A 19,823-nucleotide genomic window follows, 5' to 3' on the forward strand; every position below is an offset into this window, starting at 1 on the left:
GTGTCATGAAACCAGTAAAGATTTTGATACAAACGCTCACAATTAGCTGCGGCATTTGAATAGGATTAATCCTAAATTTCGGGCATTTGATATCAGCGGCTGCGGTCACTCAGAGCGGTGTGCCACATTGCTGTCATCGGGGGCCTCGGCGCGCTCGAACATGCCGTAGTCCCGGATCACACTGGTCACGCGCAGCCGGTATCCCGCGAACACACCGCCGCGTCCGGCCTTTTGCGCCCCTCGGTGAGCGCTGAGATTGCGCCATCTCGCCACGGCTTCTTCGTCTTCGAAAAAGGACAACGACAGTATTTTTTTCGGATCCGTGAGGCTTTGGAACCGCTCAACGGAGATGAACCCCTCGACTTCGCTCAGCATGGGGCGCATCTTTGCGGCGATATCGAGATATTCTTCTTTACGTCCCTCGGCAGGCTCAACTTCAAAAATTACGGCAATCATTCAGGGCTCCCATGTGGCGCAGAGGCCAATTTCAAAAAGGTTCGATCTTCGCGCAGCAGGAATTTCTGTGCTTGCGCAAAAGCGTAATTCTCGCGGCCCATTGGATCGCTGGCCAGTTTCTGGCGGTAAGTCTCATAGGCCGCAAGATTGGGAATATTGTAAATCCCATAGGCGAGGGTACTTGATCCTTCATGCGGTGCGAAATACCCGATCAGGTCAGCACCGCAGCGCGGGATCGCCTGTCCCCAGTTACGGGCATATTGCGCAAAGTTCTCCTTTTGGGTCGGGTCAATCTGATAGCGGATAATGCAGGTCAGCATAGTAAACTCCTCGTGTTGCTGTGATCCTTCTACAGGATTGATCGCCGCGGATGCTTCGGCTATGGTCGAAGTATGAAAGAAGGACCGGACATCGCCCGCATTGCTGCTCTGATCGGCGACCCGGCACGCGCCAACATGCTGACCGCGTTGATGACGGGAAAGGCTCTGACCGCGACCGAACTCGCAGCCGAAGCGGGAATCACCGGGCAGACAGCCAGTTCTCACTTGAGCAAGATGGATGACGGCGGCCTCTTGAGGGTGCGCAAGCAGGGGCGCCACAAGTATTTTTCATTGGCCAACGATGACGTCGCAACTGTTCTGGAGGGGCTCATGGGCCTGGCCGCAAAGACGGGACATTTGCGGACACGGACCGGTCCAAAAGATGCGCCTCTGCGCAAGGCCCGGGTTTGTTACAATCACCTTGCCGGTGATATGGGCACAAGGATGTTCGACGCCTTTATCGCGCAGGGGTATCTCCAGACAACAGGCGAGGCGCTGGACCTGACACCTTTGGGGGAAGATTTCATGCGTCGTTTCGGCGTTGACCTGGATGGGTTGCGGCGCGCCAAAGCGCCTTTGTGCAGGGAGTGTCTAGATTGGAGCGCGCGGCGCTCGCATCTGGCGGGCAGCGTCGGGCGGGCCTTGCTGACACGATTGGAGGATCTGGGCTGGGCAAGGCGCACCGCTGGCAGCCGCGTGGTCACTTTCACCAGGCAGGGAGAGCGCCAGTTTCTTACCGAAGTGATCGGTGCCCTGCGATGACACTGATATTACGATGGCCGAGTTGCCTTAGCTACGATAAGAGAGCGCGAATCCATCGCCTGACAAAGGCGACACAGTTGATTTTCAGTCACCGTATGAGCCCCTTGCAAGAAACCACTCGTGAATAGTTTTCCCGCGCATAGGCTCTCCGTCGCCCCGATGATGGATTGGACGGACCGGCACTGTCGGTACCTGCACCGATTGTTGAGCAAACGGACCCTGCTATATACCGAGATGGTCACATCGGCAGCTCTGATCCGGGGAGGGGCATCGCACCTGCTGGAGCATTCTGACGCCGAGTATCCGGTTGCGCTACAATTGGGCGGTTCGGAGCCCGCGGAACTGGCACAGGCCGCGAAACTGGGAGAGGCGGCGGGGTATTGTGAGGTCAACCTGAATGTGGGGTGTCCGTCCGACCGTGTGCAATCGGGTTCATTCGGCGCGATACTGATGGAGCAACCGGCACTGGTGGCAGACTGCGTGTCCGAGATGCAGGCGCATGTCTCCGTTCCCGTGACGGTCAAATGCCGCATCGGTGTGGACGATCAGGACCCCGAAGAAATCTTGCCCGAATTTCTGGCGCGTATTGTGGGCGCAGGATGTGAACGGATTTCGATTCACGCGCGCAAAGCCTGGTTGCAGGGGCTGAGCCCCAAGGAAAACCGTGATATCCCGCCGCTGGATTATGATCTGGTGATGCGGATGAAGGGACTGTTTCCGAACCTGGACATATCCATCAATGGCGGGATCACGTCATTGACGCAGGCGCGGGCGTTTCTGGAAGCGGGGCTTGACGGTGTGATGATCGGGCGCGCGGCATATCATGACCCGGCGGCCATCCTGTGCATGGCCGATCAGGTCATTTTTGGCTGTGAAGGCCAATCTGTCCCGGAAGAGGCGGTGTTGCAGATGCTTCCCTACATCGAAAGCCACCTGAAACAGGGGGGTAAGTTGGGGCAGGTCACCCGGCACATGCTGGGTCTCTTTACGGGGCGCCCGGGCGCGCGCGCGTGGCGACGTGTTCTGTCAGAAGGGGCGCATCGTGCAAATGCCGGGCCGGAACTTGTGGAGCAGGCCTTGACCCATATTCTGCAGCGCGACGCTGCTTGAGTGCCCGTGATGCCGAGTAACCTGCATGTCTGATCCCGTTCTGCTGATGCAAATGTTGGGAGTGCTGCTGGTTATCGGCGCTTTTGCGGGTGTGCTGGCGGGCCTTTTGGGCGTCGGCGGTGGCATCGTTCTGGTGCCTGCGTATTTCTACGCATTTCAAACCCTCGGATTTCACAGCTCTCAGCTCATGCAGATATGCGTGGCCACCTCTCTGGCGACAATCATCGTCACATCCGCGCGATCGGTACACAGTCATCACAAAAAGGGAGCGGTGGACTGGAGCATCCTGCGCAAATGGGCCCCGGGGATCATGCTCGGCGCGTTAGCGGGCATGCTGGTTGTGGCGCAATTGCGAACCGTGATCCTTCAATTTATTTTTGGGGGATTGGCCATGAGCGTGGGGCTTTATATGGCGTTCGGGCGCAGCACATGGCGTCTGGGCGCTGACATGCCCCGCGGCGTAACGCGTGGTATTTTGTCTCCGACAGTGGGTTTTCTGTCCGTTCTGATGGGGGTCGGCGGTGGCAGCTTTGGCGTGCCTTTGATGAGCCTTTTCGGCGTTGCCATTCATCGCGCCGTGGCAACCGCGGCGGGTTTTGGCCTGTTGATCGCGGTGCCTGCGGTGCTGGGTTTCCTGTTTTCGCCTGTCTCGGATGACCTGCGCCCTCCGGCGACGGTGGGATCCGTCAACCTCATTGCCTTCGGGCTGACCATCTCCATGACGCTTTTCACAACGCCCCTGGGCGCGCGTCTGGCGCATGCACTTGACCCCAAACCGCTCAGGCGGGTGTTCGCAGTATTCCTGCTGTTGGTTGCTGGCAACATGATCCGAAAGGCTGCGGGGTGGTGACGCGTTTTTTTGACAGGGGCTGGGGGGTCTTTCCGCCGGAACCCGTGGTCAGGGAATGGGCGCTGCATGCTCTGAAATATGCACGACGCGCCGTTGCGGCACCGGAAAACAGCCATCTTCTGCAATGTGACGGGACATGGTTCGTGGGGCTTGATGCATTGGAAAACGACGCGGTGGGGCGCGTGGGAGATAGCCCGCCGCTCGCGGGGCGCGCCGTGGATTTTGTGACGCGGCATTACGGGGGATGGCCGGCCCTGCACCGGGCGCAGATTTCGGTCACCTATCCCGGGTACCCACGGGCGCGCGAAGGGGAAAGTGCCGCTGCGTTTCGCTACCGTGTTGATCGGGATGCAGCGCATGTCGACGGGATCATCGGTCTGGGCACGCCGAAAAGGCGGTTTGTGAAGGAACCACATGCGTTTGTTCTGGGCTTGCCGCTGTCACAAGCGGATGTTGGAGCCGCGCCGCTGGTTGTCTGGGAAGGCAGCCACAAGATCATTCAGGCGGCCATGCAGCGCGCCTTTGAGGGATACGCAGAGGCCGACCCGTCCGACGTGGACGTGACCGAAATCTACCAGAATGCGCGGCGTGAGGCCTTCGAGCGCTGCGCCCGCGTGCAGGTGCATGGCGAACCCGGCAGTGCCTATCTGATCCACCGCCTGGCGTTACACGGGGTGGCGCCATGGGCCGCAGGGGCGGCGGCCTCCGCAGATGGCCGCATGATCGCCTATTTCCGGCCTGAGCTTGCGGGCGGCGTCGCTCAGTGGGCTCATTTGCCGTAGTTTATCCGAACCTTTGCGCGAAGCGCATCGCTGCCATGCGGCGGCACGGTTGTCTTTGCACATCCTCCCCCTTGGCAAGCCGCTCGCCAGCACTTATACGCGCAGCCTGATCCCTCATCGGAGCCCGGAAAATGGTCGGCAGCGCAAACCTAAATATCATGATCAAAGCTGCACGCCGTGCGGGTCGATCACTCGTCAAGGACTTCCGCGAAGTCGAAAACCTTCAGGTCTCGATGAAAGGGGCGGGCGATTTTGTCAGCCGCGCGGATATCAATGCCGAAAAGATCATCAAGGAAGACCTGATGGCCGCGCGCCCCACCTATGGTTGGCTGGGTGAAGAGGGTGGCGGAGAAGAGGGTCAGGACCCCACGCGGCGCTGGATCGTGGACCCGCTTGATGGGACAACCAACTTCTTGCACGGGTTGCCTCATTGGGCGGTCTCCATTGCGTTGCAACACAAAGGGCAGATTGTAGCAGGGGTGGTTTTTGATCCGGCAAAGGACGAGATGTTCTTTGCAGAAAAAGGCACCGGCGCCTGGATGAACGAAAGCCGTTTGCGCGTTTCGGGTCGGACCAAGATGATCGAAAGTCTGTTTTCGACAGGATTGCCCTTTGGCGGGCGTTCCGACCTGCCGGACACATTGAAGGAAATGGCGCGCGTGGCGCCTGCCTGTTCGGGTATCCGTCGCTGGGGCGCTGCTGCGCTCGACATCGCTTATGTCGCGGCGGGCCGGTATGATGGTTTCTGGGAGCGTCGCCTCAACGCCTGGGATCTGGCCGCGGGATTGATCATCGTGCGCGAAGCCGGTGGGCTGGCGGAACCGATGGACCCGGCGGGAAATATTGTCGACGACGGGACGATCATCTGTGCCAATGAGCCGCTTTTTTCGCCGCTGGCCAAACTGGTGCGCGGCTGAGAAAACCTGACCGTCAGTTCCAGGGCCCACGCCTGCGTCTGGATATCTTCGGGATGCGGCTTGCAGCCAGCTTGTAATGTGCTTCAGGGTGCGGTGGGTGGCCTTCTGTCCGCTGCCAATAGCCGGGGCCACCGCGTTTCAGCCAGACAGGGATCGCCAATATCAGCCCGGCCACAAACCCGCCCGCATGGGCCCAATAGGCCACGCCGCCTGCATCAGGGTCGGAGCCCACACCGCCTGCAAACTGCATCGCGAACCACACCGCCAGGATGATCCAGGCGGGAATGGGAAAGATGCGGAAGAAGACGATAAAGATGATCAGGATGTCGACCTTGGCTTTGGGATAGAGCAGCAGGTAGGCGCCCATCACACCGGCAATGGCACCTGACGCACCAACGGTCGGAACGGTCGAGAGTGGCGCGGAAAGATATTGCGTCCAGCCCGCTGCGACCCCGGCCACAAGATAGAACAGAGCATAGCCCAGCGGTCCCATTTCATCTTCGATATTGTCGCCAAAAATGTACAAAAACAGCATGTTGCCCGCCAGATGCCACCACCCGCCGTGCAGGAACATCGACGACACCAGCGTATAGCTGCCTTGCCCGTCATCGAGCCGGGCAGGGATCAGCGCCCAATCCAGCCAGAACGCATTGATCTGGCGCGCGTCTTCCATGATGCCAAAATAGCTGAGGAAAATCCCGATGTTTGCCGCCATCAGAAAGTAGGTCACATAGGGTGTTCTGCCGGACGGGTTGTGGTCGCGAATAGGAAACATGGCGGCAGGCTGGGCGATTGACCCGGTGGCGTCAAGCCGCCCCGACGCAAGATTTGCCGGGGCGGGCTGTTTTACGTAGCGGCACCCAGCAGGGCTGCATTGCCGCCCGAAGCCGTGGTGTCAACGCAGACGTGGCGCTCAGCCCTGACGCGCGCCGTGTCCGGCAGGCCGGGGATCAGCGGAATGATCGGTCCGCTGCGTTGGGCGAGGGCCTGTTCGACGGCGCGGCCTGTCGCGTCATCCCCCCACCACAGAACGCCGCCGTATCCGGGGCCGTCCGTCAGGGCTGCGGGGTCAATGGTCCCGGTGGCCAGCACGGCGATACCGCCCAGAGCTTCCACCGCGCGGGCCTGCGCTCTTGCGGTCTCGGCACCCGGTCCCATGCACAGCAGGGCAGCCCGTGGCAGGGTGCTGAGACGGTTGGATTCGCCCGTAGGCCCCGGCAGGCTTTGCGTCGACAACGGCTGAGCGGGGGGTGTAGTCACCTGGGGCAGGGCGGTCATTTCAGTGTCCCAACTGCCTTCGCGGATTTTGCGGTCAGCTTCGGCAAAGCGCGGCAGATAATTCGGTCCACCCGCCTTTGGTCCGGTGCCGGACAGCCCTTCGCCGCCAAAAGGCTGGCTGCCCACGATTGCGCCGATCTGGTTGCGGTTGATATAGATGTTCCCGGCCTCGATGCGTTCCGAGATATGCTGTACGCGGTCGTCGATCCGCGTATGCAATCCGAATGTCAGCCCGTAACCTGTTGCATTGATCGCATCGATCACCCGGTCCAGATCGCTGGATTTGAAGCGCGCCAGATGCAGCACCGGTCCGAAAATCTCGCGTTCGAGATCGTGAATGCCGTCGATTTTGATCAGGGTGGGCGCGATGAAGGTGCCCGTCTCCGGCGCTTTCAACTCCGCGATAATCCGACCGTCGGCGCGCGCTCTGGCGATGTGATCCGCAATGCCCTTGCGCGCGGCCTCGTCGATGACGGGGCCCACATCGGTGGCAAGGTGCCAGGGCGCGCCCAGACGCAACGCCTGCATCGCACCGATCAGCATCTTGGTGAAGTCTTCGGCGATGTCTTCCTGCACATAGAGGCAACGCAGGGCAGAACATCTTTGGCCCGCCGACTGGAAGGCACTTTCGATGACCGCCTGAACGGCCTGTTCGGGCAGGGCGGTGCTGTCCACGATCATGGCGTTCAAGCCGCCGGTTTCCGCAATCAGCGGTGTGCCGGGTGAGCAATGCTCGGCCATGGCCGCGCGGATACGCTGCGCCGTTGCGGTGGAGCCGGTGAAGGCCACGCCGCCCACGCGCGCGTCCGATGTCACCAGCGCACCGATGTCACCGCCACCGGGCAGGAGTTGCAGCGCCGTACGTGGCACACCCGCCTCATGCAGGATTGACACGGCCAGAAAGGCTGCCAGCGGCGTCTGTTCGGCCGGTTTTGCCAGAACCGCGTTGCCTGCCGCAAGGGCTGCCGTCACCTGACCGCAAAAGATCGCGAAGGGGAAGTTCCACGGGGAAATACAGGTGAAAATACCGGCTGCGGGCGTGTTTGTGGCCTGAGCCGCATAGTAGCGCAGAAAATCCACCCCTTCGCGCAGTTCCGCGACGCAATCGGGCAGACCTTTGCCGGCCTCCCGCGCCAGCAGCGCAAAAATCTCGCCGTAACGGTCCTCCATCAGATCAGCCGCGCGCAGGAGAACGGTTCGACGTTCGGTCAGGGGTGCAGACCATGGGGCGGCTGCATCAAAGGCTGTCGCGACATCCTTAGCGGTGGCATTTTGCACCGTGCCGGGACTGTCGTCCGGATCTGCGGGGTTGGCCACATCGACCGCACCGCCCGCGTCATCGAGCGGCCCGGCCAACAGTGGTGTCGCGGCCCATGCATGTTTGGCAAAAGGCGCGCGCGCGGCATCAATGGCGTCCAGCGTCTGTGCGTGCGCCAGGTCAAAGCCCTTGGCATTTGCCCGCACCGGCAGGAAAATTTCCGGACCCGTTGGAATGTTTGCACCCGTCGCGGCCCGGAGCGTGTCGAACGGATCGGCGGCAACCACTTCGGGTGGGACGTCCTCATCCACAATCTGGTTGACGAAGCTTGAGTTTGCGCCGTTTTCCAGCAAACGCCGCACCAGATAGGCCAGCAGGTCGCGATGCGCGCCGACGGGGGCGTAAATCCGGCAGCGCGTTTTGTTCTGACCCATGACCAGACCGTGCAACGTCTCGCCCATGCCGTGCAGGCGCTGGAACTCAAAAAGTTCCGGGTCGTTCGCCATATGCAGAATAGCCGCCACGGTGTGGGCGTTATGCGTTGCGAATTGCGGATAAATGCGGTCGGTCATGCCCAACAGGGTCCGAGCATTGCAGATATAGGACACATCGGTCGCGGCCTTTTGCGAGAAAACCGGAAAGCCGTCGATGCCTTCGACTTGGGCGCGTTTGATTTCCGTATCCCAATAAGCGCCCTTGACCAGCCGCACCATGATCTTGCGATCATGCCGCACGGCCATGTCGTAAAGCGTCTGGGTAACGGTGCCCGCGCGCGGGCCGTAAGCCTGAACCACGATGCCAAAGCCGTCCCAGCCCGCAAGCGCAGGTTCGGACATGACGCGGTCGATCACCTCCAGAGACAGGGCCAGCCGGTCCGCTTCTTCGGCATCCACGTTCAGCCCCATCCCTGCGGATTTGGCCAGCAGCGCCAGCGCCCGCAGACGCGGCACCAGATCGGTCATCACCGCCTCTTCCTGTGCGACCTCATAGCGTGGATGTAGCGCCGAAAGTTTGACGGAAATACCGGGGTTGCGCCGAATGTCGTCTGAGATGCTGGCCGTCGCAATAGCCGAAATTGCCCGCGAATAGCTCAGGTGATACCGCTTGGCGTCAGCTTCGGTGCGCGCCGCTTCGCCCAACATGTCATAGGAATATGTATATCCTTTTTTCTCCATGTTTGCAGCGCGTTGCATCGCAGAATTAATGTCTTCTCCGAGGACGAACTGACGCCCCATTTCCTTCATCGCGCGGCTGACGGCGGTTCTGATCACCGGCTCGCCAAGGCGTTTGATGGCGGCGCGCAGATGCCGGACGGGTCCGGGCTGTTCATCATCCAGAACGCGGCCCGTCAGCATCAAGGCCCAAGTCGATGCGTTCACCAGGCTGGAGGTGGAATGGCCTAGATGGCGCCCCCAATCCGACGGCGCAATCTTGTCTTCGATCAGGGCGTCGATGGTGTCGGCATCCGGCACGCGCAGCAGAGCCTCGGCCAGACACATCAAGGCGACACCTTCATCGGTTGACAGGCCGTATTCAGCCAGAAAAACCTCCATCATGCCGGGGGCGGTGGCGCCGCGAATATCCCGCACCAGTTGGGCCGCGTTGTTGCTGATCTCCTGGCGCGCGTCAGCGCTGAGCGCGGCGGAGGCCATCAACTTCTGTAAAACGGTATTTTGATCAGCGTATGTGCCAGAATCGACCTGATGGCGCAGAGAGAGCGAGATATCGCGAGCCATTTCACAAACTCCATTGGAAACTTGTTATAGTCTATATGATGTTTCGAAGTCATAATGACCAAATAGGGGATGTTTGGGAGGCAGAATGATAAAATATTCAAGTAAAGACGAACAGAATGCGCAACTGGATCTGGACCGGTTCGATCGGGCGATTCTATCGGTACTTGCAGAAGACGGGCGCATTAGCATCACCGATCTCGCAAAACGCATTGGTTTGTCCAAATCTCCGACGCAGGCGCGGCTCAGACGGCTGGAACAAACTGGGGTGATCATCGGTTACCGCGCCTTGTTGGACCCGATTCAGCTGGGGTTGGATCACGTTGCTTTTGTCGAGGTGCGCCTGAGTGACACGCGCGAGAAAGCCTTGACCGCGTTCAATGCCGCAGTTGTGCGGGTGCCGGAAATTGAACAGGCCCATATGATCGCGGGCAGTTTTGACTACCTCCTGAAGGTGCGGACGAGTGATATGTCACAATACCGGCAGTTTCTGGGGGACACGATATCGACATTGCCCCATGTTGCCGGCACATCCACCTATGTGGCAATGGAAGCTGTCAAGGAAACGATGTTGGCGGACACGTCTTGACCGCCGCGATTTTGAATCCAGTATAGAGGCTATGAAAAAACTCCTATTCGCAGCCGCTTTTGTTGCCAGTCCTGTTATTGCCGATTGCCCCGCACCCGAGGATCATTCGATGGAATTGGAGGGCTTGTTTGACGCGGCGCGCGCGGCAACCAATGATCGTGCGGGCCGGGAGATATCTGGCAAGATGTGGCAGGTATGGTTGCGTGCGCCGAATGAGGCTGCTCAAGAGGTTTTGAATAACGGCCTGAAACGGCGAGACAGTTACGATTTTGCGGGCGCTCTCAAGGAATTCGACCGGCTTGCAAGCTACTGCCCGACTTATGCGGAAGGGTTCAACCAACGGGCCTACATTCATTTTTTGCGCGAGGACTATGCCAAGGCTCTGGTTGATCTGGATAAAGCGCTGATGTTGTCGCCGACCCATGTGCCCGCCCAGTCCGGACGTGCGCTTACCTTGATGAACCTGGGGCGGATAGACGAGGCGCGGGCGCAATTGCTCGAAGCGCTGAAAAATAATCCCTGGCTTTCGGAGCGTTTCCTGTTGGCTGATGGCGGTCCCTTGGCATTGCCCGGAAAAGATATCTGACCCGTTTACACTGGCAATTGCTGCGCTATGGTGCGCGGCGTGCCGCAAGCGATTTCGGTTGGATGAACGGGTCGGACGACCGCTGATCCAGGGCCAAAGGCTGCTTGCGATACGATGCGTTTTGCCTGACCTGCGTTTCCGCCGGAACATTCGAGAGGTCGAGCCCGATGCATTGGCGCCATGTTGCGGGCGTGATGGAATGGTAGACATACCAGACTTAAAATCTGGAGGCCGTATGGCCGTGTGGGTTCGAGTCCCACCGCCCGCACCAGTAAACCCAAGACGGGTTGATCCTGACGCCACGCCAGAACCGGTCGCTTTGACGTGATCGCCCTCTTGCACCTTGCTCTCTGGCCACTTAGAAGGGCGGAAATTTATGCCCCGCGCCTGTTCGGCGCGCCTTTTTTACATGGAGCACACATGCAGGTCACCGAGACGCTTAACGAAGGTCTGAAACGCGGCTACGCCATCACGGTCACTGCGACTGAACTGGAGGCCAAGGTTAACGAAAAACTGGCCGAAGCCCAGCCGGACGTTGAAATGAAAGGCTTCCGCAAAGGCAAGGTGCCCATGGCTCTGCTGAAAAAGCAGTTTGGTCAGCGCGTGATGGGCGAAGCGATGCAGGAGAGCATCGACGGTGCCATGAGTGATCATTTCGAGAAATCCGGCGACCGCCCGGCGTTGCAGCCGGAAGTCAAAATGACCAATGAAGACTGGAAAGAGGGCGATGACGTCGAAGTGTCGATGTCATATGAGGCGCTGCCGGAAATTCCGGAAATCGACTATGCCAAGATCGAGCTCGAAAAGCTGGTTGTGAAAGCGGAAGATGAGGCCATTGACGAAGCCTTGGCCAACTTGGCCGAAACGGCTCAGGACTTTAAGGCCCGCAAAAAAGGGTCGAAGGCCAAGGACGGCGATCAGGTGGTCATGGACTTTGTCGGAAAAGTGGACGGCGAAGCCTTTGATGGCGGCTCCGCCGAGGATTACCCGCTGGTGCTGGGCTCCAATTCATTCATCCCTGGCTTCGAAGAGCAGCTGGTCGGTGTGAAAGTGGGTGAAGAGAAACTGGTGAATGTTTCGTTCCCTGAAGACTATCAGGCCGAAAACCTGAAGGGGAAGGAAGCGACCTTTGATTGCACGATCAAGGAAGTCAAAGAGCCGGTCGCCGCAGAAATCAACGATGAGCTGGCCACCAAATTCGGTGCCGAAGACCTGGCTGCACTGAAGACGCAGATCGCTGAACGTCTTGAGGCGGAATACGCGGGCGCGGCCCGTGCGGTCATGAAGCGGGGTCTTCTGGACGCGCTGGACGGATTGGTTGATTTTGACCTGCCACCTTCATTGGTCGAAGCCGAAGCCAAACAGATTGCACACCAGTTGTGGCACGAAGAAAACCCCGAAGTTGAAGGCCACGATCATCCGGAAATCGAGACCACGGATGAGCACAGCGCTCTGGCGACACGCCGCGTGCGTCTGGGTTTGTTGCTGGCCGAGATCGGTCAGAAGGCGGAAGTGGAAGTGACGGACGCTGAAATGACACAGGCAATCATGGCGCAGGCGCGACAGTATCCCGGTCAGGAACGTCAGTTCTTTGAATTTGTTCAGCAAAACCAGCAGATGCAGCAACAGATGCGCGCGCCCCTGTTTGAAGACAAGGTTGTCGATCACGTGTTTGAACAAGCGTCTGTCACGGAAAAAGAAATTTCCAAGGACGACCTGCAAAAGGCTGTCGAGGCCCTGGAAGACGAATAAACCTGTCTTCGATCCGTTAAGGGAGGGCCGCGCAACTCTGCTGCGGCCCTTTTTATTTGGGCCGGTTCCTAGAGCTGGATGCGGAACCGTGCAAAACCATCCGCGCCTTCGCCAGCAGGCGCTACGGTCATGCCTTTGACGTCATCCACATAATCCTCCGCCTTGGGGCCGGTGTCGAACAGAACCGACGCACCGTCGAGCGGTTTGAAGGTCCAGTTTGCATCCGCCTTGGGGCTCACGGTGCCGTTTTGCACAATGTAGCGCACGATCACATCCCGGTTGGTGTCTGGTCCTTCAAAGACAATGCTGTCACCCTTGGCACCGGGAAAATCGCCGCCGCCGCCCGCGCGGTAATTATTCGTTGCAATGATGAATTTCTGTTCGAGATCAAGCGGTTCACCGTTGTACTTCAGATCAACGATCCGGTTTGCCTCCGCATTGATCAACACCCCCTTGGGGTCGAATTTCGACGGCTGGCTGAGGTCGATCTGGTAGGTCACCCCGTCCATGACATCGAAATTGTAGGACGGGAAATCCTCATTGATCAGCGGTTGATCCGCCTGGCCGGGCGTGACCCGATTGAAGATACCTGCAGAACGTTCTAGCCAGTCCTTGACCTCGGCACCTGTGACCAGAACGGCGCGGGCGGTATTGGGGTAGAGGTAGAGATCAGAGACATTCTTGATCGCCACATCGCCCTTTGGCACGTCGGTATAGTACTCCGGCCCGCCACGCCCGCCGGCCTTGAACGGGGCGGCGGCTGATAGAACGGGAAGACCTTCATATTCAGTGCCTTGCAGCATTTCCTTGATGTACCATGTCTGCGCGTTGGACACGATCTGCACCGAAGGATCATCGGCGACCAGCGCAAAATAGCTGTGCAGGTTCGCGTCCGTTTTGCCAACCGCCCGGCGCACATAGGCCAGCGTTTCGTCATGCTGTTGCTGGACACTGGCGAGCACGGTTTCATCGCTGTCCACCAGCGCGGTGATGGAGCGGTCTTCGTTACGTTTGGAAATGGGGCGTGCTTCGGAGGCATGACCGGCGATGCGCCAGCCGCTGCCATCGCGTTCCAGCATCAGGTCAATCAGCCCGAGGTGACTGCCCCAGAACCCGCCCATGGTGGCCGGTTTGCCGTGGATCGTACCCGCATCGGCATCTACGGCGGCGTAGTCCTGATAAGTGCCAGAGGGGAAGACCAGATGGCTGTGACCGGTCAGGATCGCGTCGATCCCCGGCACTGCTGCAAGTGGGACAGAAGCATTTTCCATCATCTCGCTTTCGTCAGCGGAGCCGATGCCGGAATGCGATAGCGCGATGATGATGTCCGCGCCTTCTTCCTTCATTTGCGGCACGTAGGCGCGGGCGGCTTGCAGGATGTCGCGGGCCTGCACTTTGCCTTCGAGGTGGCGCCGGTCCCAATTCATGATCTGCGGCGGTACAAACCCGATCAGACCGATCTTAATGGGATGCGTTTCACCAGCGCCATCCGTCAGGCCGCGCTCAATGATCGTATAGGGTTTGATCAGCGTGGTATCGGCGGTGGGCGTGGCCCCCATTTCTTTGACCACATTCGCGGAGACCACCGGGAAGTCTGCGCCAGCCAGAGATTTCATCAGAAAATCAAGACCGTAGTTGAACTCGTGATTGCCCAGGGTCGAGGCGTCAAACCCCACCGCATTCATTGCCGCGATGACCGGATGCATATCGCCGTCTTTCATACCGCGCTCATAGGCGATGTAATCGCCCATCGGATTGCCTTGCAGGAAATCGCCGTTGTCGAGCAACAGCGAATTTGTCGCCTCGGTCCGGATGTCGTTGACGATGGCAGCCGTGCGCGCCAGCCCGACCGTGTCGCGCGGTTTGTCCGCGTAATAGTCGTAAGGGAAGACGTGCACGTGCAGATCGGTGGTTTCCATCAAGCGCAAATGCGCTTGCCCCGCTGCTGCATGCACCGAAAAAGGATGCACGGCCAGAAGACCGGCGCTACCGGCAATAAAAGAACGGCGGGAGAGGCGAAGGGTCATGGTGGGGATCCTTTTGGTTTTGGGTTGGGTAGGGGCATGCCGCAGGCAGATCACAGCATCATGACTGTCAGGATTATCTGCCGTCGGATTTCCGTCAAGCGCAAGTTTCGCGCACAGGTGGTACGCTCAGCCGGGGCGCAGACCTGTTTCGACCAGTAATCCGCGCCGTTTGGCCTCATAGTAATAGCCGCGTGCGTACCACATTATTGCCGTGTCGTGATTGCCATCCGACAACAGCCAGGCCCCGCGCAGATATTTGCCAGCGTATTTCAGATTGGTTTCGGCATCGAGCAGGTCGTCAGGCTGTCCGCGAAACCCCATGGTGCGGGCGGTTTCCGGCAGTATCTGGAGCAATCCGTAATAAGGCCCGTTGCGCGCCCAGGGACGGTGCGTGCTTTCGCGAATGGCCAGTTTGTGCACCAGCGGGCGGGGCAGTTCGTAAAAATCGGCGTATTGATTGATCAGGCGGCGCAATTCGGGCGTTTCATTGGGATAAAGCGGCGGCTCGGAGGGCGCTGGCGGTGATCCGGCGCAGGCCGATAGCAAGGACGCGCCGGACAGGGCGAGAAACAAGCGGCGGGATTGTAATGTCATGACAGCGCTTTCGGCTCATTGAACGATCTGGCGAGTGTGACGCAGGCCAAGGCCAGCGCAAGCAGTTTTCAACGAGATGCGCGGCAGGCCGCTGACATGTGGTACCGGTTTGTCAGGCCAATTGATCCAGAATGAAATCAGCGCGCTCAGCGATGGTCATCTTTGGAACACTCACAACCCGGTATCGCATTTCCGCCAAAACCTTTGAAAGCCGGTCGTGTTCGGCGATGGCGTCTTTCAGGTCATGACGCCTTGCGGCGTCGGTGCGGTAAATTTCCGGCCACGGCGGTACGAGAAAAACGGTGTGGTGGTAAACCTGCGTGGTCAGCAACCTCTGATCAATGGGGCGATTCAGGAAATGTGCCTGTGCTGACACCGCATCAATCACGCCCCGGTCGAAAAAAACCCAATCCGCCGTTTCCTGAAGTGTGGTCAGATCCTGCCAGGCCATCTGCAATGCCTTGTCCAGAAAGGCGGGCATGTCGGCCCAGGGAAAGGCTGAGCCGCCTTGCGCCTCTTCGCTTGCAATCACACGACGACCGGGTTCCGCAACCACCGGGTAACCACGGTCGTGCAATGCGTCAATCAAACTCGATTTGCCGCCGCCGGAACATCCGGAGATCAGGACGCGGTTGTTCATGAGATTCCATGGTGTGCCATGACCGTGGCCTAACACATCAGAGTTGAAAATGAAAAAGCCGGGTCCCTTTGCGGTACCCGGCTTTCTCTTTGGGGCGAAGAACGCGGATCAGGCTTTGCTTGCGTCGTCCTGATCGTCCTCGGAAGGCTCGGCAACCGCTTCGGCCAGATCTTCATCCTCAGACGTGGCGGCTCCGATGTCTTCAAAAAGTTCCGCGATTTCGAATTCAGCCGCGGCTTCTTCTTCGGCAGCCAGTTCCTGAATGGATTTACCGGCAGCTTGAAGCTCGGCTTCTTCAGCGGAGCGTGCCACGTTCAGTTCGATTGTCGCGTCAACCTCGGGGTGCAGAACGATTTGCACCTCGTGCAGACCCAGCTCCTTGATCGGTGCCAGAACAACCTGTTTGCGATCAACTGAGAAACCGGCTTCGGTTGCAGCTTCGGCTGCGTCACGTGTTGTGACGGAACCATAAAGCGCGCCAGCATCGGAGGCGGAGCGAATCACGATGAACTGCTGTCCGTCGAGTTTCTCTGCCAGCGATTCTGCTTCTTTCTTGGTTTCCAGATTGCGGGCCTCAAGCTGCGCTTTTTGCTGCTCGAAGGCCTCGATGTTGGATTTCGACGCGGAAAGTGCCTTGCCCTGCGGCAGCAGGAAGTTGCGCGCATAGCCGGGTTTCACATCGACGACTTCGCCCATCTGACCCAGTTTTGCGACGCGTTCGAGAAGGATAACTTGCATGGTGTTCTCCTTACTTCACAGCGTAGGGCAGCAGCGCGAGGAAGCGGGCGCGTTTGATGGCACGGGCCAGTTCGCGTTGCTTCTTGGCAGAGACTGCGGTGATACGGGACGGCACGATCTTGCCACGCTCAGAGATGTAGCGCTGTAGCAGACGGGTGTCTTTGTAGTCGATTTTGGGTGCGTTGTCGCCCGAGAAGGGGCAGACCTTGCGGCGGCGGAAAAATGGTTTTGCGGCCATGGGTTATGTCCTTGTCCTAAAGTTGATCAACGGCGCTCGCGACGGCCTTCACGCTCGTCACGTTTCTGCATCTGTACCGACGGCAGTTCGGCATGTTCATCGACCTTGATGGTCAGAACGCGCATCACGTCGTCATGCAGGCGCATCAGGCGTTCCATTTCCTGAACGGCCGGTGCCGGAGCGTCCGAGCGCAGGAAGGCGTAGTGGCCCTTGCGGTTCTTGTTGATCTTGTAGGCCATCGTTTTGACGCCCCAGTACTCGTGATCCACGAGTGCGCCGCCGTTGTCGGACAGGACGGCGCCAAAATGTTCGATCAGCCCTTCGGCTTGCGTGTTGGACAGGTCCTGACGCGCGATCATAACATGCTCATATTTAGGCATGTAGCTTCCTCATTTATATCAAGGCGCATTTCAAAGGTGAGGCCGTTACTCCTTTTGCGGCCCCGCCACGAGAGACTGCGCGGTTAAATCGTTTTGCAAAAGGAAGCGTCGATATACACGCTTTGACTGAGCACGCAAGCCTGCATGGCCGGGATGATATTAGCGGCATTCGCGCGATGCTCCACGAAATGGCCCTGACGGTGCCCGAAAGCTGTCTTATTTGCGTCTTGATTGCGCGTTTCTCTGCTCGTTAACCAAGAGAGGAAAGCGCATGTCCAGCACAGTCGATCCAGTCAGCTTTGAGTCCATTGCACCGCAACCGGTGCGAACCACTGACGGTAGCCGGATGCTGATGCGCGGCGCGCAGGGTGTGATCGGTGCTGCGTTGATCCTCACAGCGCTGGGTTTGTGGTTTGCGCCAGGCGCGAGTTGGGATCACGAATTGATGCTTTTCAAACTCTTGGCCTCTGCCGTAGGCGGCATGGCCGGGATAGCATTGTTGCAAGGGTTCGTGCGCCCGGCGGCTCCCAGGGTCGAGGTGGATACAATCCGTCATGAGGTGCGGCTGGTGCGAACACGGGGCAAGGACCGATTCGTCCTGGACAGATGTGCCTTCAAGGATCTGACCAACGTCGAAAACTCCGGCACTTACGTGAAGCTCTGGGGCAAGAACGATGCGTTACTGGCCGAGGTAGCCGCAAGTGACCGCGTGGCGCACCGCAGTCTTGTGACCGCCTTGCGGGTTGCTGGCAAACTCTGATCATCCCTTAAGATCGGCGAAAAAGCGCGCTGTTCGCCAGCGCGCAATTTCTGTTGAGGTCTGCGCAATTGCTTTATGGGCCGACAGTGCCACATAACCCCCATGGATTTATCTTCAGGAGGTTCCCCAATGAAATCACTTATTCTCGCCGCCGCATTGGCCGCAACGGCAGGCATGGCGTCAGCCGCCGCTGAAAAATATGTACTTGATGCCAGCCATAGTCAGGTGCTGTTCAGCTACAATCACCTGGGATTTTCGACCACCTACGGGATGTTCTCCGGGTTTGAAGGCGAGATCATGTTTGATCAGGCCGATCCCGCGGCCTCATCGGTGAGCGTATCGATGCCGGTGATGAGCATGTTCACCGGGTGGGAGAAGCGCGACGGGCATTTCATGTCCGGCGATTTCTTTGGTGCGGAAGAAGGCGACATGATCACCTTTTCATCCACGGCCATTGAGTTGACGGGCGATGATACTGCAAAGATCACCGGCGATCTGACAATGAACGATGTGACAAAATCGGTTGTGCTGGATGCCAAGCTGAACCAGACCGGCGATCACCCCCAAGCGGGCAAGCCTTGGGCGGGGTTTGATGCGTCCACAACTGTCTTGCGATCCGATTTCAATCTCGGGGCCTTCGCGCCTTATGTGAGTGATGAAGTTGAGATCAAAATCTCGATTGAAGCGATGAAGGCGGAATAAGCCTTTTCGTCAAAGCTGTGAACAAGCCGCGCCGATCAGGGCGCGGCTTTTTCTGTTCTGGGGATGGCGTTATTCCGCGCGTGCAGCCGTCAGTGAAATCTGCACGGCGACGGTGAACCCCAGCGACGCTTCATCTTTCTGATTATCTCCAATCCCGTAGTTGCGACGGTCGAGGGTTGTGCTGCCCGACATGGTCGCAATCCCCTCTGTGATTTCGAGCGTGAAGGGCAGGGTGACCGGCATGGCCGCCTCTTTCAGCGTCAATGTGCCCTGGGCCTCGTAGTCCTCCTCCAGTTTTACGATGTCTGCGGCGAACACGGCTGTCGGGAAGGCTTCCGCATTGAAGAAATCCGCCCCCAAAGCCTGGCTCGTCACCGATCCCAGTGTCAGTGATCCGATTGAGATGGTTGTTTCGACCGATCCCGCTTTGCCCTCGGTGACGCTTTCATCAAACGAGATCGCTGACGTCCATTCCGCGAAACTACCCTCAACGTCGGACCCCAGTTGGCGCACGGCGATGGTGATCTCGCCCTCCTGCACCTGCCAGTCCGATTGCACATCTTCCAAGGCGGCAGCCGTGATTGTCGGCCCGTGGGCCGCGTAAAGACCAAGGGTATTTCCGATGGCAAGCGCACCGACCCAGACTGTGACCGCAACCAGCAAGGGGGTGACAAGGCGGTGACCACCACCTGCCTTTGCCACCTCCGGACGACCGGGCAGCATACGCCGCAGAGTGGCGTCTTTGTCGATCAGGTGATGTTTGAGGGCACCCGCGATATGCAAGAAGATCGAAGCGGCCAGCACGCGTTCAAAGACGATGTGAAGTCCTGCGGACACGGAGGCCACGGCCTCGGATTTAGGCACAAGCGGCAGGGATTGACCCAAGGGCCACCAAATCGGTGCAAAGCCATCGGTGGCGGCGTGGTGGATCCAGCCAGAAAGTGGTACCAGCATCAACGATCCATAGAGCAGCCAGTGCACGGTCTCGGCGGCAAGGCTTTCGATCTTACGATCCGGGTGAAGCAGCCCCGGCTTTTCTTGACTGAATGCCCAGCAAATGCGTGCCAGCGCGACGAAAAAAACGGTCACGCCGAGCGTTTTGTGCAGTGAGAACATCCACGCCTTTTGGGCCAGCTGTTCCGAAGTCTCATAAGGCAGGCCATTGGCGTAGATGCCCAAGGGGATCAGCGTGAGGATCAGCAGGGCTGTCAGCCAATGAAAAACCTTGGTGATCGCGCCGTAATGCGTTGCGGTATTGGTAAGGGACATCATAAACCTCAGGGCTTTGCCACGATGGACAACATGTAACGGGTAAGAAGAGGGACGCAATGGTCGCGGCCGCACAAGGCTT

The 19,823-nt window shown here is 58.8% G+C and carries 21 protein-coding genes and 1 tRNA gene; 11 read left to right on the forward strand and 11 right to left on the reverse strand.

Annotated elements, in window-relative coordinates; genetic code table 11:
* Positions 1 to 105: 105 nt before the first annotated feature.
* Together ACOTTU_RS03750 and ACOTTU_RS03755 are read right to left on the reverse strand one after the other, a co-directional pair.
* Positions 106 to 456 carry an antibiotic biosynthesis monooxygenase family protein gene (locus ACOTTU_RS03750; protein ID WP_425656124.1) on the reverse strand — a complete coding sequence of 117 codons (351 nt, stop codon included), beginning with the start codon at positions 454 to 456 and terminating at the stop codon, positions 106 to 108.
* The gene (locus tag ACOTTU_RS03755) at positions 453 to 776 is read right to left on the reverse strand and encodes an NIPSNAP family protein (protein WP_425656125.1); all 324 of its coding nucleotides are present in this window, start codon (positions 774 to 776) and stop codon (positions 453 to 455) included. The genes ACOTTU_RS03750 and ACOTTU_RS03755 overlap by 4 nt, the downstream gene beginning before the upstream one ends.
* Positions 777 to 848: 72 nt before the next feature.
* On the opposite strand from ACOTTU_RS03755, the gene ACOTTU_RS03760 reads away from it, so the two are divergent.
* From ACOTTU_RS03760 to ACOTTU_RS03780, 5 genes are all read left to right on the forward strand, one after another.
* Complete coding sequence (locus ACOTTU_RS03760; RefSeq protein ID WP_425656126.1) at positions 849 to 1,538, forward strand: ArsR/SmtB family transcription factor; 690 nt, start codon at positions 849 to 851, stop codon at positions 1,536 to 1,538.
* 120 nt (positions 1,539 to 1,658) lie between these two features.
* Complete coding sequence (gene dusA / locus ACOTTU_RS03765; RefSeq protein WP_425656127.1) at positions 1,659 to 2,648, forward strand: tRNA dihydrouridine(20/20a) synthase DusA; 990 nt, start codon at positions 1,659 to 1,661, stop codon at positions 2,646 to 2,648.
* Positions 2,649 to 2,673: 25 nt separating this feature from the next.
* Complete coding sequence (locus ACOTTU_RS03770) at positions 2,674 to 3,498, forward strand: sulfite exporter TauE/SafE family protein (protein ID WP_425656128.1); 825 nt, start codon at positions 2,674 to 2,676, stop codon at positions 3,496 to 3,498.
* On the forward strand, positions 3,495 to 4,280 hold the full coding sequence (locus ACOTTU_RS03775) for a hypothetical protein (protein WP_425656129.1): 786 nt from the start codon (positions 3,495 to 3,497) through the stop codon (positions 4,278 to 4,280). Before ACOTTU_RS03770 ends, ACOTTU_RS03775 begins: the two co-directional genes overlap by 4 nt.
* A 131-nt stretch (positions 4,281 to 4,411) precedes the next feature.
* Positions 4,412 to 5,197 (forward strand): inositol monophosphatase family protein, encoded by a 786-nt coding sequence (locus ACOTTU_RS03780; RefSeq protein ID WP_298912061.1) that lies wholly within the window; start codon positions 4,412 to 4,414, stop codon positions 5,195 to 5,197.
* A gap of 13 nt (positions 5,198 to 5,210) precedes the next feature.
* Here the strand turns inward: ACOTTU_RS03780 and ACOTTU_RS03785 are convergent, their stop codons facing one another.
* Together ACOTTU_RS03785 and putA are read right to left on the reverse strand one after the other, a co-directional pair.
* Complete coding sequence (locus ACOTTU_RS03785; RefSeq protein WP_425656130.1) at positions 5,211 to 5,972, reverse strand: rhomboid family intramembrane serine protease; 762 nt, start codon at positions 5,970 to 5,972, stop codon at positions 5,211 to 5,213.
* 71 nt (positions 5,973 to 6,043) lie between these two features.
* Positions 6,044 to 9,469 carry a bifunctional proline dehydrogenase/L-glutamate gamma-semialdehyde dehydrogenase PutA gene (gene putA, locus ACOTTU_RS03790; protein WP_425656131.1) on the reverse strand — a complete coding sequence of 1,142 codons (3,426 nt, stop codon included), beginning with the start codon at positions 9,467 to 9,469 and terminating at the stop codon, positions 6,044 to 6,046.
* A gap of 85 nt (positions 9,470 to 9,554) precedes the next feature.
* On the opposite strand from putA, the gene ACOTTU_RS03795 reads away from it, so the two are divergent.
* From ACOTTU_RS03795 to tig, 4 genes are all read left to right on the forward strand, one after another.
* Complete coding sequence (locus ACOTTU_RS03795) at positions 9,555 to 10,055, forward strand: Lrp/AsnC ligand binding domain-containing protein (RefSeq protein ID WP_298912052.1); 501 nt, start codon at positions 9,555 to 9,557, stop codon at positions 10,053 to 10,055.
* Positions 10,056 to 10,086: 31 nt separating this feature from the next.
* Positions 10,087 to 10,641, forward strand: a complete 555-nt coding sequence (locus ACOTTU_RS03800) for a tetratricopeptide repeat protein (protein ID WP_425656132.1) — start codon at positions 10,087 to 10,089, stop codon at positions 10,639 to 10,641.
* A 185-nt stretch (positions 10,642 to 10,826) separates the two neighbouring features.
* Positions 10,827 to 10,912, forward strand: a tRNA-Leu gene (locus tag ACOTTU_RS03805).
* A gap of 149 nt (positions 10,913 to 11,061) precedes the next feature.
* Positions 11,062 to 12,393 carry a trigger factor gene (gene tig, locus ACOTTU_RS03810; protein WP_425656133.1) on the forward strand — a complete coding sequence of 444 codons (1,332 nt, stop codon included), beginning with the start codon at positions 11,062 to 11,064 and terminating at the stop codon, positions 12,391 to 12,393.
* Positions 12,394 to 12,461: 68 nt separating this feature from the next.
* Here tig and ACOTTU_RS03815 read toward each other — a convergent pair whose 3' ends face one another.
* The 6 genes from ACOTTU_RS03815 to rpsF form a co-directional block, all read right to left on the reverse strand.
* A complete protein-coding gene (locus ACOTTU_RS03815) occupies positions 12,462 to 14,420 on the reverse strand; it encodes a bifunctional 2',3'-cyclic-nucleotide 2'-phosphodiesterase/3'-nucleotidase (RefSeq protein ID WP_425656134.1) in 1,959 nt (652 codons plus the stop codon).
* A gap of 126 nt (positions 14,421 to 14,546) precedes the next feature.
* Positions 14,547 to 15,014 carry a transglycosylase SLT domain-containing protein gene (locus tag ACOTTU_RS03820; RefSeq protein ID WP_425656135.1) on the reverse strand — a complete coding sequence of 156 codons (468 nt, stop codon included), beginning with the start codon at positions 15,012 to 15,014 and terminating at the stop codon, positions 14,547 to 14,549.
* Positions 15,015 to 15,126: 112 nt separating this feature from the next.
* Positions 15,127 to 15,654 (reverse strand): AAA family ATPase, encoded by a 528-nt coding sequence (locus tag ACOTTU_RS03825; protein ID WP_425656136.1) that lies wholly within the window; start codon positions 15,652 to 15,654, stop codon positions 15,127 to 15,129.
* Positions 15,655 to 15,762: 108 nt separating this feature from the next.
* Complete coding sequence (gene rplI, locus ACOTTU_RS03830; RefSeq protein WP_298912035.1) at positions 15,763 to 16,392, reverse strand: 50S ribosomal protein L9; 630 nt, start codon at positions 16,390 to 16,392, stop codon at positions 15,763 to 15,765.
* Between the two features lie 10 nt (positions 16,393 to 16,402).
* Positions 16,403 to 16,630 (reverse strand): 30S ribosomal protein S18, encoded by a 228-nt coding sequence (gene rpsR, locus ACOTTU_RS03835; protein WP_005982441.1) that lies wholly within the window; start codon positions 16,628 to 16,630, stop codon positions 16,403 to 16,405.
* 26 nt (positions 16,631 to 16,656) lie between these two features.
* Complete coding sequence (gene rpsF / locus ACOTTU_RS03840) at positions 16,657 to 17,010, reverse strand: 30S ribosomal protein S6 (RefSeq protein ID WP_195822514.1); 354 nt, start codon at positions 17,008 to 17,010, stop codon at positions 16,657 to 16,659.
* A 271-nt stretch (positions 17,011 to 17,281) separates the two neighbouring features.
* On the opposite strand from rpsF, the gene ACOTTU_RS03845 reads away from it, so the two are divergent.
* Positions 17,282 to 17,770 (forward strand): hypothetical protein, encoded by a 489-nt coding sequence (locus ACOTTU_RS03845; RefSeq protein WP_425656137.1) that lies wholly within the window; start codon positions 17,282 to 17,284, stop codon positions 17,768 to 17,770.
* A gap of 129 nt (positions 17,771 to 17,899) precedes the next feature.
* Complete coding sequence (locus ACOTTU_RS03850; protein WP_425656138.1) at positions 17,900 to 18,472, forward strand: YceI family protein; 573 nt, start codon at positions 17,900 to 17,902, stop codon at positions 18,470 to 18,472.
* A gap of 69 nt (positions 18,473 to 18,541) precedes the next feature.
* Here ACOTTU_RS03850 and ACOTTU_RS03855 read toward each other — a convergent pair whose 3' ends face one another.
* Complete coding sequence (locus ACOTTU_RS03855) at positions 18,542 to 19,741, reverse strand: cytochrome b/b6 domain-containing protein (protein WP_425656139.1); 1,200 nt, start codon at positions 19,739 to 19,741, stop codon at positions 18,542 to 18,544.
* Positions 19,742 to 19,823: the final 82 nt, after the last annotated feature.

This window comes from Roseobacter sp. EG26 (genome assembly GCF_049830555.1).
In the GTDB taxonomy this organism is placed as follows: Bacteria; Pseudomonadota; Alphaproteobacteria; order Rhodobacterales; family Rhodobacteraceae; genus Roseobacter.

Excerpts from the sequence above, each read along its gene's own strand:
- rplI (WP_298912035.1), bottom strand. The coding sequence starts at position 16,392 with ATGCAAGTTATCCTTCTCGAACGCGTCGCAAAACTGGGTCAGATGGGC.
- ACOTTU_RS03780 (WP_298912061.1), top strand. The coding sequence starts at position 4,412 with ATGGTCGGCAGCGCAAACCTAAATATCATGATCAAAGCTGCACGCCGT.
- tig (WP_425656133.1), top strand. The coding sequence starts at position 11,062 with ATGCAGGTCACCGAGACGCTTAACGAAGGTCTGAAACGCGGCTACGCC.
- ACOTTU_RS03785 (WP_425656130.1), bottom strand. The coding sequence starts at position 5,972 with ATGTTTCCTATTCGCGACCACAACCCGTCCGGCAGAACACCCTATGTG.
- ACOTTU_RS03850 (WP_425656138.1), top strand. The coding sequence starts at position 17,900 with ATGAAATCACTTATTCTCGCCGCCGCATTGGCCGCAACGGCAGGCATG.
- ACOTTU_RS03845 (WP_425656137.1), top strand. The coding sequence starts at position 17,282 with ATGTCCAGCACAGTCGATCCAGTCAGCTTTGAGTCCATTGCACCGCAA.
- ACOTTU_RS03855 (WP_425656139.1), bottom strand. The coding sequence starts at position 19,741 with ATGTCCCTTACCAATACCGCAACGCATTACGGCGCGATCACCAAGGTT.
- putA (WP_425656131.1), bottom strand. The coding sequence starts at position 9,469 with ATGGCTCGCGATATCTCGCTCTCTCTGCGCCATCAGGTCGATTCTGGC.
- ACOTTU_RS03795 (WP_298912052.1), top strand. The coding sequence starts at position 9,555 with ATGATAAAATATTCAAGTAAAGACGAACAGAATGCGCAACTGGATCTG.
- ACOTTU_RS03750 (WP_425656124.1), bottom strand. The coding sequence starts at position 456 with ATGATTGCCGTAATTTTTGAAGTTGAGCCTGCCGAGGGACGTAAAGAA.
- rpsR (WP_005982441.1), bottom strand. The coding sequence starts at position 16,630 with ATGGCCGCAAAACCATTTTTCCGCCGCCGCAAGGTCTGCCCCTTCTCG.
- ACOTTU_RS03760 (WP_425656126.1), top strand. The coding sequence starts at position 849 with ATGAAAGAAGGACCGGACATCGCCCGCATTGCTGCTCTGATCGGCGAC.
- rpsF (WP_195822514.1), bottom strand. The coding sequence starts at position 17,010 with ATGCCTAAATATGAGCATGTTATGATCGCGCGTCAGGACCTGTCCAAC.
- ACOTTU_RS03755 (WP_425656125.1), bottom strand. The coding sequence starts at position 776 with ATGCTGACCTGCATTATCCGCTATCAGATTGACCCGACCCAAAAGGAG.
- ACOTTU_RS03800 (WP_425656132.1), top strand. The coding sequence starts at position 10,087 with ATGAAAAAACTCCTATTCGCAGCCGCTTTTGTTGCCAGTCCTGTTATT.
- ACOTTU_RS03815 (WP_425656134.1), bottom strand. The coding sequence starts at position 14,420 with ATGACCCTTCGCCTCTCCCGCCGTTCTTTTATTGCCGGTAGCGCCGGT.
- ACOTTU_RS03820 (WP_425656135.1), bottom strand. The coding sequence starts at position 15,014 with ATGACATTACAATCCCGCCGCTTGTTTCTCGCCCTGTCCGGCGCGTCC.
- ACOTTU_RS03825 (WP_425656136.1), bottom strand. The coding sequence starts at position 15,654 with ATGAACAACCGCGTCCTGATCTCCGGATGTTCCGGCGGCGGCAAATCG.
- ACOTTU_RS03770 (WP_425656128.1), top strand. The coding sequence starts at position 2,674 with ATGTCTGATCCCGTTCTGCTGATGCAAATGTTGGGAGTGCTGCTGGTT.